We start from the raw sequence: 14536 nt of genomic DNA, 5'->3' as shown, positions 1-14536 counted from the left end.
TCAGGTCCCAGCCTTCGCTGGGGTGACGGTGGAAATCAATATTATTCCGCAAGGCCGATCAGCGAAATCTGTCGCCCGTAGCCCGCTTCGTCGCGGTGGCAGGAGCGGCGGTAGCTGAAATAGCGGTCCTCGTTGACGTAGGTGTCGAGGCCGAGTTTATCAATTCCGGTAATGCCCGCCGCTTGCAGCCGCGCCGCGACATATTCCTCGATATCGAATTGGAAATGGTCCGGTTTTCCGGCGGCGAAGAACCGGTCGTTGGCCGCATCAGCGCCGACAAACCGAGCGCGGAAGGCGGCATCGACTTCATAACTGACCTGCGCAATGCACGGGCCGATGGCGCAGGCAATATTGCCACGATGCGAACCGAGCTTTTCCATCGCCGCGATCACATTGTCGGTCACGCCGCCAAGCGCGCCCTTCCAACCGGCATGGGCTGCGCCGATTATCTTGGCTTGCCGATCATGGAACAGCACCGGCACGCAGTCGGCGGTCAATATGCCGAGCAGGAGATTCGGCTGGTCGGTGACCATCGCGTCGGCGTGGGGGCGCTGGTCGAGCGGCATCGGGCCGGTCACCGTCACGACATCAGCGCTGTGCACCTGATGCACGGTGACCAATTCGCTGCCCGGGAAAACGCCTTCCGTCGCCAGACGCCGGTTTCCCATGATGGTGTCGCGATCATCATCGCTGCCCAGACCGATATTCAGTCCGGCATAAATGCCCTCCGAAACCCCTCCTGCCCGGCCGAGAAAGCCGTGTACGGCGCCGCCAAGCAGGGGAGATTTGGTAATATCAAGCAAGGCTTTTGTGGACCTGTTCGGCAACATCTTTCGACAGATCCGGCTGCGCGGCGATTTTCTCCAGCGCCAGCCGCATCAGTTCCGACCGTCCGCGTTCGTAGCGCCGCCAGCGACCGAGCTGCGGGATGAAGCGCGCTGCGGTTTGCGGATTCTGCTTGTCCAGCGCCATCACCATATCGGCGATCATCTGGTAGCCCTTGCCCGACGGATCATGGAACCGGACCGCATTGCCGGTGAACGCGCCATAGAGCGCACGCACGCGGTTGGGATTGGACAGAGTGAAATCGGGATGGCGCGACAGGCTTTCGACCCGTTTCAGCGTATCGCTGCGCATCGACATCACCTGCAGGCTGAACCATTTGTCGAGGACCAGCGCATTGTCTTTGAACTTCTTGTAGAAGTCATCAAAAGCAATCGTACGTTCTTCGGCCTCGAGATGCGACAATACCGCCAGCGCGCCCTGCATGGCGGTCATATTGTCCGCCTCGCGATATTGTTCGAACGCCAGCTCGGCGGCATCTTCGGTATAGGATGCAGCGAGATAGCCAAGCGTGACATTGCGCAATTTGCGCTTCGCCCGCGCTTCGGCATCGAGCGAGAATTCACCGGGCCAGCAGCTCTTGTACAATTTACGGAACTGTTTTTCGAACTGCACAGCAATCTTGCCGCGCAATTTTTCGCGTTCTTCGTGGATTGCCTGCGGATCGACTTCGGCCATCTGGTCGCCGAGAAAGGCTTCGCTGGGTAACAGAAGCAGTTCGGCGAGAAAGGCGGGATCGATAGTCTTGTCACCGAGAATTTTTGCCACGGCCCGCAAGATGATATCACGGTCAACCGGCGTGCCCAGTACCTTCGCGGTCAGATAGCCGGTCATCAGCCGTTGCACGGCCTCGAAGCGGGCGAACGGATCGTCGTCATGGGCTGACAGGAAGGCCAGTTCTTCGGCGGTCTGGTTGCTTTCCAATATGATCGGCGCGGAAAAACCGCGATTGATCGACAGGACCGGATGGTCCTTATAACCTTCAAGAACGAAGCTTTGCTCAGCCTTGTCGAGCAGCAGCAGCTGCTCGCCCTGATGCGCGCCGGTTTCCGGATCGAGCAGCGCCGTCCGCAGAGGGATCAGCAATTCCGATGCCTCCGGCTTTTCGCCTTTCTGGGCAATTTTCTGCTTGAGCTGGATCGTGACGGTACCGGTTTCCGGATCGTGGGACAGCGTCGCGGACACTCGCGGCGTGCCCGGCGTTTCATACCATTTGCGGAACTGCTTCAGATCGATTTCGCCGCCGTCTTCCATAGCGGTGACAAAATCCTCGCAGGTCGCTGCCTCGCCGTCATGCCGGTCGAAATAGAGATCGGTGCCCTTGCGGAAATTTTCCGGCCCCATCAGTGTGTTCATCATCCGGATGACTTCGGCACCCTTGTTATAGATGGTGGCAGTGTAGAAATTGGAGATTTCCTGATAGCTTTCCGGGCGGATCGGATGGGCCAGCGGACCTGCATCCTCGGGGAATTGTGCAGCCCGTAAAATACGTACATCCTCGATCCGCTTCAACGCTGCCGAACCCATGTCGGCGGAGAAGCTCTGGTCGCGGTAGACGGTGAAGCCTTCCTTCAGACTGAGCTGGAACCAGTCGCGGCAGGTAACGCGGTTGCCGGACCAGTTGTGGAAATATTCATGCGCGACCACGCCTTCGATGCCGTCGAAATCGGCGTCGGTGGCAACTTCCGGATCAGCGAGAATATAGCGCGAGTTGAAGATGTTCAGTCCCTTATTCTCCATCGCGCCCATGTTGAAATCGCTGACTGCCACAATGTTGAACAGGCCAAGGTCATATTCGCGGCCATAGGTTTCCTCGTCCCAGCGCATCGAATCCTTCAGCGCCTGCATGGCGTGGCCGGTGCGGTCGAGATCGCCGTCGCGGACCCAGATATTGAGTTCGACCGGCTTGCCCGAACGGGTAGTGAAACTGTCATTATTGGCGACCAGATCGCCCGCCACGAGAGCAAAAAGATAGCTCGGCTTGGGCCATGGATCATTCCACTGCACCCAGTGGCGGCCATTTTCGCCATCGCCTTCGGCAACCTTGTCGCCGTTGCAGAGCAGCACCGGGAATTTCGCCTTGTCGGCTTCCATCCGCACTTGATAGCGGCTGAGCACATCGGGCCGGTCGGGCGCGAAGGTGATACGGCGGAAGCCTTCCGCCTCGCATTGGGTGCACAGCATTCCGTTGGAACCATAAAGCCCCATCAACTGGGTGTTGGTCGACGGATCGAGTTCAACCTCGATTTCGACGATATGCGATGCGCCGCTCAGTGGCAGGACCAGATCGCCTTCGAACAGCGTCCAGTCGGTGCGGGCCTGTCCGTCTACCTTGACTGAAGTCGGGGTAATATCGTCACCCTGCAGAACCAGAGCTTCATCCGGCTTGGCACTTTTCGACCGCCGCACATCCAGTTTCGAGCGCACCACGGTCCGCTCCAGATCAAGCTGAAAGTCGAGTTCGACTGCCGGAATGAACCAGGCCGGTGGCCGGTAATCCTCACGGCGGATAGTGGCCGGATCCTTGGGGGCTGGCGCAGCATCGGCCATTTCGTCATTCGGTGCTTTTTGAATATCTAACATGGCCTTGCCATAAGAGCCATTTGCACCCCGCGCAATTGCGTTTATGGCTGGGGCAAAAGGGAGTGGGTCATGTCCAGATTATTGCTGTTCTTAATCGCCGCCATGTTGATCGCCGGTCTGCCAGCGGAAATGCTTTTCGCGCAATCCGGCAGCACGGCGTTTAACGTCGAACAGGCCAGTCGCGCCTATATCGACACGTTGCAAGGCGCCGAACTGGAGAAATCCAACAGCTATTTCGAGGGGGGCTATTGGCTGATCCTGTGGGCCGCGCTGGTCGGGGTACTCGTCGATCTCTTGATACTGAAGTCGCGCTTCTCCGCCCGCTTCCGGGACTGGGCAGAGCGGGTGACCAGCCGTATATGGCTGCAACCCGCGCTTTACGCCCTGCCCTATGTGCTTGCCGGATTTCTGCTCACCCTGCCCTGGACGATCTACACCGGCTTCTTCCGCGAGCAGCAATATGGCCTGCTGAACCAGAGCTTCGGCGCCTGGTTTGGCGAGCAAATGATAGGTCTCCTGATCTCGCTGATCATAGTCCCGCTGCTGATCATGGCAATTTTTGCGGTGATCCGTCGGGCTCCGAAGACATGGTGGATCTGGGGAACCGGCGTTATTTCGATCTTCCTGTTCATCGGGATGCTGCTGGGGCCGGTGTTCATTTCCCCATTGTTCAATGACTATAACGACATGGAAGAAGGGCCGATGCGGGACCGGATCGTCGCCATGGCGGCACAATATGATATTCCTGCCGACCATATCTACGTGTTCGACCAGTCCAAGCAGCATAAACGTATATCGGCCAATGTTTCCGGTATCGGACCGACGATCCGGATTTCGCTGAACGACAATCTGCTCGAACGCACGGATCCGGAGGAAGTTGCTGCGGTCATGGGGCATGAACTGGGTCACTATGTGTTGGGCCATACTTGGCGTACGGTATTCATTCTGACGCTGATCATGGCCTTCGGACTGTTCATCGTCGCGCGATTTGCCCCCCGGCTTATCGAACGGCACGGTGCAAAATGGGGCGTCAGGAATATTTCCGATCCGGCAGCGATTCCGTTGCTCAGTCTGATTCTGACACTTTATTTCTTCGCCGCGACCCCGGCGTTCAACAGTCTGATCCGGATCAATGAAAGCGACGCAGACCGCTTTGGTCTCGACACCGCCAAGGAACCGGACGGCTTTGCCAAGGTCGCCATGCGCCTGTCGGAATATCGCAAGATCGAACCGGGACCGGTGGAGGAAATGCTGTTCTTCGATCATCCCTCCGGCGCCACGCGGGTGCGCATGGCGATGCAGTGGAAGGCCGACAATGTCGAAAATCCGCAAATGCTGGAACCCGGCACATTGGAGAAAGAATAGACCGTGACGCGCCACATGCTGATCTTCGGAATGGGCTATAGCGCCTCGCGGCTGGCCGAGCGGCTGCGCGGAGACGGCTGGACCGTGACCGGCACCCGCCGCGAAGCTAGCGAAGGCGTGATTGCCTTTGATGATCAGCCTGCAGTTCTGGCGGCGCTGGCGGCGGCGACCCATATATTATCCTCGGTTCCACCGGCCAGCGATGACAGCGAGCCTGTGCTCGACCATTATGGCGAAGCGATAAGTTCAGCATCGCTGCAATGGAGCGGCTATCTCTCGGCTACCGGCGTCTACGGCGATGTCGATGGTGCATGGGTCGATGAAAGCGCGCCCATAGGCTCGGGTCGCCGAAAGGCGCGCAGCAAGGCTGATCCGCGCTGGCAGGAGTTGCGCGACGATATGCACGTCTTCCGCCTGCCCGGCATATATGGTCCGGGCCGCAGCCCGCTTACCCGGGTACGCAGCGGCAAGGCGCGGCGCGTCGATATGCCCGGACAAGTGTTCAGCCGCATCCATGTCGATGATATAGCTTCGGCGGTGATCGCTTCATTCGATGGCCCGGCCGGAGTGTATAATATCGCGGACGACCTGCCCGCGCCGCAGCATGAAGTTATCGCTTATGCAGCGCGATTATTGGGAATGGACGTGCCGGCCTTGCAGTCGTTGAAAGAAGCCAACCTGTCTCAGGCCGCACTCGGTTTCTATGAAGAGAACCGGCGCATTGCCAATGGCAAGGCGAAGCGGCTGCTGAAATGGCAACCGCAATATCCGGATTATAAATCGGGACTGCAGTCGCTGCTGGACTGATATTCAGGCCGATATGCGCGGCGTCTTAGGCTTGCGCGCGCGCAGTGCCACCAGCAGTCCGAGCATCGCCAGAACCGCGCCGCCAGCCGGCAGCCAGGTCCAGACATAATCCTCGAAAATCGTCGACAATATCATCGCCACCACCGGCACCAATACGCTGGAATAGGCGGCCTTGCCCGGACCGATTTCACGGATCATCGCAAAATAGAGCGGGAAGGTGACGACGGAGCCGATGACACCGAGATAGACGATGCCGCCCCAATAAGCGGCGCGCATTTCATAAACCGGCGGGCCAACGGTGATCCAGGACAGCGCGACATTGATCAGCGCCCCGAACAGCATCGCCCACGCAAGGACCGTGATGATCGGATAGGATTTGAGCCGTTTTCCGGCCTGCATCACGTTCGCAATCGACGCCGACATGATCCCGCCGAACGCCAGCGCTGCACCGATCAGCACCTGTTCGAGGCTTGCCGGCGAAGCGCGATATTCATGCCAGAACAGCAACGCGATTCCGGTCGCGGCAATCGCCGAGCCGCCGAGAAAAGCACCGGATATCTTGTGACCGAGAAAGATGCGGCCCATTATTGCGTTGGGAACCATCAGCAGCGCAAACAGGACAGCGACCAGACCCGAGGTGATGAACAGCTCGGCATTGTAGACAAAGTTGAAGTTGAAGCTGAACTGGAACAGCCCGAGAATGAGAGCGAACAGATAGCCGGTGCGATCGAGCCGGAACGACAGCCGCTTATAGGCCACCAGCACGAACATGGCGGCGGCGGCAACGATGAACCGGTAGCTGACCGACCAGCTTGGCGGCACTTCGGAAATCTGGTCCTTGATCACCAGCCAGGTCGATCCCCAGATCAGCGAGACCAGCAGGAACGGGATCAAGATGCGCGGGTTGAGGAGGCTTGGCTCGCTCTCGTCACCGGCGTTCATAAGGATATAATCGCCTCGGCGAGCGGACGAATGTCTTCGGCGCTCTGGTTCCAGCTGGTCACCAGCCGCGCCTGCCCTGCGCCCCAGTCGTAGAAATCAAAACCGGTGGCCCGCAAGTTTGCCGCTTCGTCTGCCGAAAGTCTGATGAAGACCTCGTTCGCTTCGACCGGATAGATCAACCGGTCGCCAGCGGCCTTGGCAATGATCTGCGCGCCGGTATTGGCGGCGCGAGCATTGTCGAGCCACAGGTCATTGTCGAGCATCGCCAGTATCTGCGCTGCAAGAAAACGGCCCTTGGACTGAAGATGCCCGGCGCGCTTGCGGCGATATTGGGTGTCGGCAGCGAGCGTCTTATCAAAAAAGACCAAAGCCTCCGCGCTCATCCCACCATTTTTCACAAAGCCGAAGCTCAGCGCATCGACACCGGCTTTCCAGGTCAGATCGGCGGGCGAGCAACCGAGCGTAGCCACCGCATTGGCAAAGCGCGCGCCGTCCATATGCAGCCCTAGACCGCGCGCCTTGCAGACTTCGGCGAGGCCAGCGACTTCGTCGGGGCGATAGACCATGCCGCATTCGCTGGCATTGGTGATCGAAACGGCGGCTGGCTGGACCTGATGGACATCGTCGCGGATCGCCGCGCAATAAGCCTCGACGCTTTCCGGCGAGAGTTTTGCGCCCTGCCCGTCGAGCAGCATCAGCTTCGCGCCACCGGTGAAAAAACCGGGCGCGCCGGCTTCGTCCTGTTCGATATGCGCTTCCTTGTGGCAGATCACGCCCTGATGCGGCTGGCACATCGCCGCGAGCGCCAAAGAATTGGCCGCCGTGCCGGTCGCCACCCACAAGGCTTCAACCTCGGTTTCGAACAGGTCGGAAAAAGCGCCGTTAAGCTGCGCGCTCAGCCTGTCGCCGTCATAGGCCGTGTCCTGCCCATTGGCTTCGACCAGCGATTCCAGCAACCTGGGGTGCACAGACGCAGCATTATCGGAGAAAAATCGCATGGGCTGCGCATGGCTCAGCGCTTCTGGCTCGTCAAGATATGTTGGATGCGAGACGCCTCATAGGCCGATCAGGGAAAGTCCACTTTCGCGGCTATGGTCCGCTGGATCACCGTGATCACGCACATCGCCGAGTAGACCGCAGCGATGACGGCAAAATATTGGGGAAACAGGCACATCAGGACAAAGGCAGCGATAGTCTCGGTGCCTTCGGCGAGGCCTGTATTGTAGAAGAAGCTCTTCTTGCCGTGGGCTTCGGTTTCACGGCCAACTTTCGCCGCCATCACCGCATAAGCGAGAAAACTGATACCGGTCAGGGTGAAGCTGGCGATCAATATCATCACGAAGGGAAGATTGACGGAGGCGGCAAAACCGAAGCCGAGCGGGACCGCTACGTAGAAAGCAAAATCGCCGACGATATCGAGATAGCCGCCGAAATCGGACTGCTTCGTCGCGCGCGCGACCGCGCCGTCGAGGCCGTCGAGCACCCGGCTCAGCAGCACCAGCGCCAGACCCAGCAGATAATAGCGGAAGCCGATTGCCACGCCGGCACCAATGCCGATCATCGCGCCAGCAAGGGTGACCTGATTGGCGGTGATGCCGGATCGGGCCAGCGCCTTGCCGATGGCATTGAGCGGCGGATCGATCAGCGGCCTTATCCGGGAATCAAGCATTATATCCCCTCATCCAAAGCTCACCAGACCGATCACCGCTCCGGTCATGGCGGTGGCGCAATTGCCGGCGACCCAGCTTTTCACGCCCAGTCCTGCAACCTCTGCCCTGCGCGATGGCGCGAGCGTTCCGATGGTCGAGACCAGCAAGCCGACGCTGGCAAGATTGGCGAAGCCGCAAAGCGCGTAGACGACAATCAACTGGCTGCGCGGATCAAATGTCCCCTCGGGGATCGCCGCCAGATCGAGATAGGCAACATATTCGTTGAGGATCGTCTTGGTCCCCATCAGCGCGCCAGCAGCAGGGGCCTGATCCCACGGCACGCCGAGCGTCCACATTAGCGGCGCAAACAGCCATCCGAAAGCGCGTTTGATCGTCACCGCCTGACCGTCAACATAAGGCAATATCGTCAATATCTGGTCGACCAGAGCGACCAGCGCGAACACCACCAGGATGATCCCGATAACCGCCAGAAACACCTGTACGCCTTCCATCGTTCCGCGCACAAGCGCGTCGATGCTACCGTCATATTTCAGCCCCGGCTGCTTGTCGCTAGTCTCGGTCTTGCCGTTGCCCGGCACCATCAGGCGGGCGACCAATATGGCGGCCGGCAACGAGATCAGCGATGCAGAGATCATATGACCGACCGCATTGGGAACCGCCTGCGACAGGGTCGAAGCGTAGAGGATCAGGATCGCTCCCGAAATGGTCGCCATCGGCAGCACCATCACCATGAACAGTTCGCCCCGGCTCATCTTCTCGAAATAGGCGCGCAAGACCAATGGCGATTCGACCACGCCGAGGAAGATATTGGCCCCGCCGCTCAGACCCACCACTCCGCTGACGCCCATGGTCTTGCGCAGCGCCCAGGACAGGCCGCGCACAATCCACGCGAGCACGCCCCAGTGCCACAGCAAAGCGGACAGCGCCGAGAATACGATAACCAACGGCAATATCTGAAACGCGATGATCAGCGGTGGCTGCGCGCCCTCTTTCAGCACGAAGGGCAATTCCGCTCCGCCGGCATAGCCGAACATATAGGATGATCCGACCAGACTTGCTTTTTCAATCGCCATCACGCCCTGATTGGCGAGGCCGATAATTTCCCAGACAAAAGGCACGCGAACGATCACCAGCGCGATGGTGAATTGCAGCAACAGCGCCCCGCCAATCCATTTCCAGCTTGGCCGGTCCTTGCGGCTCTCGGATATCGCCCAGACGAACAGCAGAATCAGCGTCAAGCCGATCAGACCTTGTCCGTGCTGCAGCAAATCGATCATCCGCGCATCCAGCTATGATAGCGCTCGACCAGGCGCAGCAGGCCTTCCGGTGCATGCGCGCGTTTCCACTCGCCCGCCGCATATTTATTGGCTTCCGCCATCGTCGGATAAGTGTGGATCGTGCCCAATATCTTGTTGAGGCCGAGTTTATATTTCATCGCCAGAACATATTCGGCGAGCAATTCGCCGGCATGGTCACCGACGATGGTGACGCCGAGAATTTTGTCCTTGCCGGGAGGTGTCAGCACTTTGACAAATCCCTGGGTCGCGCTTTCGGCGATCGCCCGGTCGAGTTCGTCCATCTGGTATATGGTCACCTCATGGGCAATATTCTGCTCTTTGGCTTCCTGTTCGTTCAGACCGACACGGGCAATTTCCGGATCGATGAAGGTCGTCCACGGAATGACCCGATAGTCGGCCTTGAAGGTACGGAACTGGCCAAACAATGCGTTGACCGAAGCATACCAGGCTTGATGCGATGCGACATGGGTGAACTGATAGGGGCCGGCAACGTCGCCCGCGGCAAAAATATTGGGATAAGAGGTGGCGAGAATATCATCGGTAACGATGGTCCGGCCGGTCTCGATTCCCAGTTCTTCCAGGCCGAAACCGGACATCCGTGCCGAACGTCCGACAGCGATAACCAAGGCGTCAAAAGCGATCGCCTGTTCCTTGCCGTCCGCGCTGACGATCAGCCGCTTTTCACCGTTCACCAGCTCGCAGCGGAGCGCTTCATGGTCCGTCCGCACGTCGACGCCGGACGCTTGCTGCGCGGCCTTGGCGAGTGCGGAAACATCTTCGTCTTCGCGCGACAGCAAGCGGCTTCCGCGTTCGATTTGTATGACTTGCGATCCCAATCGCGCAAAGGCCTGACTCAATTCGGAACCGATAGGGCCGCCGCCGAGGATGATCATCCGCTTCGGAATATCGTCGAGCTTGGCGAATTCTTCCCACAAAGTATCGCTGGTGACATAGCCGACATCATCCAGACCGGGCAGCGGCGGAACAAAGGGCGCGCCGCCGGTTGCGACGATGATCGAACGGGTGGTCAGCCGCTGGGTCTCGCCATCATTGCGCTTTATCTCGACCGTCCAGGGATCGATGATCTTGGCATAGCCCTTGACGACATCGACACCCAGTTCGGTATAGCGCTCGACGCTGTCATGCGGGGCAATGTCCGCGATGACGTTGTGGATACGCTGCATCACCGCCTTGAAACTATATTGCGGGTCGGTCTTTTCCAGCCCGTAGGCATCGGCATGGCGCATCTGCTGTGCAACCTTGGCGCTCTTGATCAGCGCCTTGCTGGGTACGCAGCCATAGTTGAGACAATCGCCGCCCATCTCGCCGGCTTCAACGAGGGTCACCTTGGCTTTGACGGTCGCGGCAATATAGGAAGAGACCAGTCCGGCTGCACCGGCGCCGATGACGACCAGATTGCGGTCATATTTCTTGGGTTTGCTATAACCGGCATAGACTTTCCGGCGCTTGATCCGGGCCACAATCCATTTGCCGATCCAAGGCGTGATGCCGAGCGCGGCGAAGGAGAGCAACAGTCCCGGCGAACCGATATCGCTGACCTGCTCGATATTGGCGAGCTGCGTACCCGCGTTGACGTAAACCAATGTCCCGAGCAACATGCCGATCTGGCTGACAATATAGAATGTGCGCGCCTTGATCGCGGTCAGTCCCATCAGCAGGTTGATCAGGAAGAAAGGGAAGACCGGCACCAGACGAAGGGTCAGCAAATAGAAGGGCCCGTCCTTCTCGACCCCGTTGTCGATCGCTTTCAACCGGTCGCCGAAGCGCGATTTGACCGCATCACGGAAAAGGTAGCGTGACGAGAGAAAGGCGATGGTCGCACCGATGGATGAAGCGAAAGAAACAATGATCGTGCCGGTGACCACCCCGAACAGTGCGCCGGCCGCGAGGGTCAGGATCAGCGCTCCGGGTAGGGAAGCCGCCGTCGTTACGACATAGATCAGAAAGAAAATCGCGATAACCAGCAAGGGCGCCGCCCGATATTGCCCGTCAAAAGCGGCTTGCTGTTCCTTCAGATTGGCCAGTGTCAGCTGCGAGCCGAGATCAAAATAGAAGAAGCTCGCCACGGCGATGGCAAAAAGAACAAGGATCAATATTTTTTTCATGTGAGACTTTCTGCCCGATTGGGGGTTCGATGCAACAACTGCTTTTACCGGCCAGTTGTTTAATCTGGTGTTTGGATGGTTTCGGGAACGCTTTGCGATCCCTTGGAGCCGCGAAACGGAAGCGCCAGGCTCCACCATGTTTCTGCGGGATGGTCCGATTGATATTCGGTCAGACCGATGATCATGTCATCATGTCCTGCGTCCGGTTGCGCGGTGTAGGTACCGAAGAGCCGGTCCCACAAAGCGATACTGAAACCGAAATTACTGTCGGTTTCTTTCACCACGGTAGAATGGTGCACGCGGTGCATGTCGGGAGTGACAACAAACAGCCGCAGGAGCCTGTCAAACGACGGCGGCAACCGCAAATTGGCGTGATTGAACATCGCGAACAGGTTGAGCAACAGCGCGAAAACAAACACTGCGAACGGCGTAGGACCCAATAGGAGGACCAGAGCCGACTTATAGAGCATCGACAATATGATTTCGACCGGATGGAACCGGACCGCCGTCGTCACGTCGATATCGCGATCAGCGTGATGGACCTTGTGCAGCGCCCAAAGCAGCGGGATCCGATGGGTCAACACATGCTGCACATAGATCGCCAGATCCAGCAATATCAGGGCAAGAACAAATTCCAGCCAGAGCGGAAAGTCGACCCGGTTAAACAGGCCGAGATCATGCTGAACCGCGTAACCGGCGGCGGCGATGGCAGCGATCGGCCCCATCAACCTGAGCGCGATACTATCGACAATGATAATGAAGATATTCGTGCGCCAACGCTTGCCGCGCGGCATCACCCGCTTCTTCCGGGGAAAAACAGCCTCGAGAACCGCCAGAATGACGAACAATAGCACAGACAGCGCCAAACCGGACGTAGCGAGACTATCGGTCATGAAGGATATTCTGCTGCGCCATTAGAGCTTTCGTGTTGCCGGTGGTTCGATACTTCAGATGTTCGCCTGATTTGTCGATCCGGTTACAGTCGGTGAAGTGATAATATCACGCCCCCCTAATTTAGCCGCGTGCATCCCGCCCAAAATAACTTGAGCGCGCAACAACCACGCTACGATGGATTTGAGTTTAATGATAATATTACTGGATCGCAGGCCGGTAATCAGGGCTTTTGAGCGTCAGCATATATGCTGCAAGATCATCAATCCGTTTCGCATCAATCTCGAAATCCATCTGCCCGGGATAATTGTGGGAATCGCGAAGCCAGGCCTTAAGGGTGTTGTCGGTCAGCCCTCTGGTATTGGCTATTTTTTCGAAACGTGGCGCGTTGGAGTTAGGCGAAGCTTGGCTACCCGTCACGTTATGGCAACCGGCGCAGCGCGCCTGGGCAAAGGCTAGCCCGTCGACTGCGGCATTCGCGTCTGGGCGCATTTCGGAACTATCGCCGACAGCATTGCTGTTTCCGACAGTCGGCTTTGCTGGCGCTGTCGCGCACCCGGTCATGACAAGCGGAAGAATGGCACCCAGAAAAAATAGTCGCATCAATGATTTTCCTAACGAGTTAGCCATGTCAGCCTAAACAGATGTCCATGCTTGGCAATAGGGGAAACTACCGCATCGCGTGCGCCGGCGAGAAACTATATTAACCATATCGCCGCTGATCATCGGCGGCTTACGGATTGGCTGGCAGAAGGTTTTGGCTGCCACCCCCTTATATATAAAAAACAGCTAATCGTCGGAAAAACCCAAATTAGATGAAACATCTTAAACAATTTTTTGTCATTTGGCGTTAACCATAGCCTTGGCAAGGTTGGGGGTTGGGTGCGACCCCCCTTCTACCCAATCTTGCTTTTGCTCCGCTACTCCGCGCGCGTAACGGGCGCAAAAATTCCGCTCCGGACGGTCGAGACGGACCGGCTTTGTAAGGCTTCCGGAAAGCCTCCGAATCGCGAGCACGGCAAAGCGCCGGTATATAGGGGGATGGTGGACAGGATAGGATTCGAACCTATGTACGCTTACACGGGCAGATTTACAGTCTGCTGCCTTTAACCACTCGGCCACCTGTCCATCAGGTTATCCAAGGCCGCCATCGGCGACAAGAGCGGCTCAATGACGAAGGGAGGGCAAACTGTCAATGCCTGCCTCTGCAAATTTGCAGAAAAAAAGGGCTGTCCGCAGGAGGCTTACCGTCTAGAGAGCAATTATGGCACGCAAAAACAAATCTATAAAGAAAACCGGTGGCGGACTCAAATTCTGGGGACGGCACGCGGTAGAAGCAGCGCTCGACAATCCCAACCGGGTGATCAAGAAGATATCGATCACCCGCGAGGCACTGGCAACGCTGGAAATTCCTGATGATATCGCCGTTGTGATCTGCGATGTCGCCGATCTCGGCCGGGTCATCCCGCGCGATGCGCCGCATCAGGGCATGGTCGCCGACGTCGATCCCCTGCCCGATATCTGGCTGAGTGAAATACTGGACCAACAGACCGACCGTCCGTTGCTGTTGCTCGATCAGGTTACCGACCCGCATAATGTCGGAGCGATCTTGCGGTCTGCTGCTGCCTTTGATGCCGCCGCGATCATCACCCAGGACCGTCATGCCCCTCCCGAATCGGGTGTCGTGGCAAAATCGGCTTCTGGTGCATTGGAAATTGTTCCGTGGATCCGGGTGGTCAACCTGTCGCGGGCGCTCGATGATATCGCCGCAGCCGGCTATTGGCGGATCGGCCTTGATGGCGATGCCGCCGATGAACTCGAAACCGCCATGGGCACCGGCAAAATGGCGCTGGTGATGGGCGCGGAAGGCGAAGGCCTGCGGCAGAATGTCGCGGCCCATTGCGATACATTGGCGCGACTGCCGATGAGCAGCAAGATGGAGAGCCTGAACGTATCCAACGCGGCCGCCATCGCTCTATACGCGGAGTATACCAGAAAAAGGGGAGAATAG

Annotated in this window: 12 protein-coding genes and 1 tRNA gene; 3 read left to right on the top strand and 10 right to left on the bottom strand. The window is 58.1% G+C overall.

The window, feature by feature from the left end:
• Positions 1 to 41: 41 nt before the first annotated feature.
• Complete coding sequence (gene pgeF / locus AAC060_RS04905) at positions 42 to 830, bottom strand: peptidoglycan editing factor PgeF (protein WP_339823505.1); 789 nt, start codon at positions 828 to 830, stop codon at positions 42 to 44.
• Positions 796 to 3393 carry an aminopeptidase N gene (gene pepN / locus AAC060_RS04900; RefSeq protein ID WP_339823804.1) on the bottom strand — a complete coding sequence of 866 codons (2598 nt, stop codon included), beginning with the start codon at positions 3391 to 3393 and terminating at the stop codon, positions 796 to 798. The genes pgeF and pepN overlap by 35 nt, the downstream gene beginning before the upstream one ends.
• A gap of 102 nt (positions 3394 to 3495) precedes the next feature.
• Between pepN and AAC060_RS04895 the strand changes: the two genes are divergently transcribed.
• Both AAC060_RS04895 and AAC060_RS04890 read left to right on the top strand, forming a co-directional pair.
• On the top strand, positions 3496 to 4791 hold the full coding sequence (locus AAC060_RS04895) for a M48 family metallopeptidase (protein ID WP_339823503.1): 1296 nt from the start codon (positions 3496 to 3498) through the stop codon (positions 4789 to 4791).
• A gap of 15 nt (positions 4792 to 4806) precedes the next feature.
• Positions 4807 to 5598 carry an SDR family oxidoreductase gene (locus AAC060_RS04890; RefSeq protein ID WP_339823802.1) on the top strand — a complete coding sequence of 264 codons (792 nt, stop codon included), beginning with the start codon at positions 4807 to 4809 and terminating at the stop codon, positions 5596 to 5598.
• A 3-nt stretch (positions 5599 to 5601) separates the two neighbouring features.
• On the opposite strand, the gene AAC060_RS04885 is transcribed toward AAC060_RS04890, so the two are convergent.
• The 8 genes from AAC060_RS04885 to AAC060_RS04850 all read right to left on the bottom strand — a co-directional run bounded on the left by AAC060_RS04885 (position 5602) and on the right by AAC060_RS04850 (position 13653).
• Positions 5602 to 6540: a DMT family transporter gene (locus tag AAC060_RS04885; protein WP_339823501.1), complete on the bottom strand. Its 939-nt coding sequence runs from the start codon at positions 6538 to 6540 to the stop codon at positions 5602 to 5604.
• On the bottom strand, positions 6537 to 7538 hold the full coding sequence (locus tag AAC060_RS04880; protein WP_339823499.1) for a low specificity L-threonine aldolase: 1002 nt from the start codon (positions 7536 to 7538) through the stop codon (positions 6537 to 6539). The genes AAC060_RS04885 and AAC060_RS04880 overlap by 4 nt, the downstream gene beginning before the upstream one ends.
• Positions 7539 to 7606: 68 nt before the next feature.
• Positions 7607 to 8209 carry a CDP-alcohol phosphatidyltransferase family protein gene (locus AAC060_RS04875; protein ID WP_339823497.1) on the bottom strand — a complete coding sequence of 201 codons (603 nt, stop codon included), beginning with the start codon at positions 8207 to 8209 and terminating at the stop codon, positions 7607 to 7609.
• 9 nt (positions 8210 to 8218) lie between these two features.
• Complete coding sequence (locus AAC060_RS04870) at positions 8219 to 9487, bottom strand: nucleoside transporter C-terminal domain-containing protein (protein WP_339823495.1); 1269 nt, start codon at positions 9485 to 9487, stop codon at positions 8219 to 8221.
• Positions 9484 to 11634: an FAD-dependent oxidoreductase gene (locus AAC060_RS04865; protein WP_339823493.1), complete on the bottom strand. Its 2151-nt coding sequence runs from the start codon at positions 11632 to 11634 to the stop codon at positions 9484 to 9486. Before AAC060_RS04865 ends, AAC060_RS04870 begins: the two co-directional genes overlap by 4 nt.
• Before the next feature lie 59 nt (positions 11635 to 11693).
• Positions 11694 to 12527 (bottom strand): sterol desaturase family protein, encoded by an 834-nt coding sequence (locus tag AAC060_RS04860; protein ID WP_339823490.1) that lies wholly within the window; start codon positions 12525 to 12527, stop codon positions 11694 to 11696.
• 199 nt (positions 12528 to 12726) lie between these two features.
• Positions 12727 to 13128, bottom strand: coding sequence for a c-type cytochrome (locus AAC060_RS04855; protein WP_339823488.1), 402 nt, complete (start codon positions 13126 to 13128; stop codon positions 12727 to 12729).
• A gap of 439 nt (positions 13129 to 13567) precedes the next feature.
• Positions 13568 to 13653, bottom strand: a tRNA-Tyr gene (locus AAC060_RS04850).
• Between the two features lie 136 nt (positions 13654 to 13789).
• Here AAC060_RS04850 and rlmB point away from each other — a divergent pair.
• The gene (gene rlmB / locus AAC060_RS04845; protein ID WP_339823485.1) at positions 13790 to 14536 is read left to right on the top strand and encodes a 23S rRNA (guanosine(2251)-2'-O)-methyltransferase RlmB; all 747 of its coding nucleotides are present in this window, start codon (positions 13790 to 13792) and stop codon (positions 14534 to 14536) included.

Source organism: uncultured Parasphingorhabdus sp., assembly GCF_963975555.1.
GTDB lineage: Bacteria > Pseudomonadota > Alphaproteobacteria > Sphingomonadales > Sphingomonadaceae > Parasphingorhabdus.
This window is presented reverse-complemented; position numbering and strand designations above follow the sequence as displayed.

What these genes read in the sequence shown, in the direction of transcription:
- AAC060_RS04890 (WP_339823802.1), top strand. Translation starts at nt 4,807, where the DNA reads ATGCTGATCTTCGGAATGGGCTATAGCGCCTCGCGGCTGGCCGAGCGG.
- AAC060_RS04885 (WP_339823501.1), bottom strand. Translation starts at nt 6,540, where the DNA reads ATGAACGCCGGTGACGAGAGCGAGCCAAGCCTCCTCAACCCGCGCATC.
- rlmB (WP_339823485.1), top strand. Translation starts at nt 13,790, where the DNA reads ATGGCACGCAAAAACAAATCTATAAAGAAAACCGGTGGCGGACTCAAA.
- AAC060_RS04880 (WP_339823499.1), bottom strand. Translation starts at nt 7,538, where the DNA reads ATGCGATTTTTCTCCGATAATGCTGCGTCTGTGCACCCCAGGTTGCTG.
- pgeF (WP_339823505.1), bottom strand. Translation starts at nt 830, where the DNA reads ATGTTGCCGAACAGGTCCACAAAAGCCTTGCTTGATATTACCAAATCT.
- pepN (WP_339823804.1), bottom strand. Translation starts at nt 3,393, where the DNA reads ATGGCCGATGCTGCGCCAGCCCCCAAGGATCCGGCCACTATCCGCCGT.
- AAC060_RS04865 (WP_339823493.1), bottom strand. Translation starts at nt 11,634, where the DNA reads ATGAAAAAAATATTGATCCTTGTTCTTTTTGCCATCGCCGTGGCGAGC.
- AAC060_RS04895 (WP_339823503.1), top strand. Translation starts at nt 3,496, where the DNA reads ATGTCCAGATTATTGCTGTTCTTAATCGCCGCCATGTTGATCGCCGGT.
- AAC060_RS04875 (WP_339823497.1), bottom strand. Translation starts at nt 8,209, where the DNA reads ATGCTTGATTCCCGGATAAGGCCGCTGATCGATCCGCCGCTCAATGCC.
- AAC060_RS04855 (WP_339823488.1), bottom strand. Translation starts at nt 13,128, where the DNA reads ATGCGACTATTTTTTCTGGGTGCCATTCTTCCGCTTGTCATGACCGGG.
- AAC060_RS04860 (WP_339823490.1), bottom strand. Translation starts at nt 12,527, where the DNA reads ATGACCGATAGTCTCGCTACGTCCGGTTTGGCGCTGTCTGTGCTATTG.
- AAC060_RS04870 (WP_339823495.1), bottom strand. Translation starts at nt 9,487, where the DNA reads ATGATCGATTTGCTGCAGCACGGACAAGGTCTGATCGGCTTGACGCTG.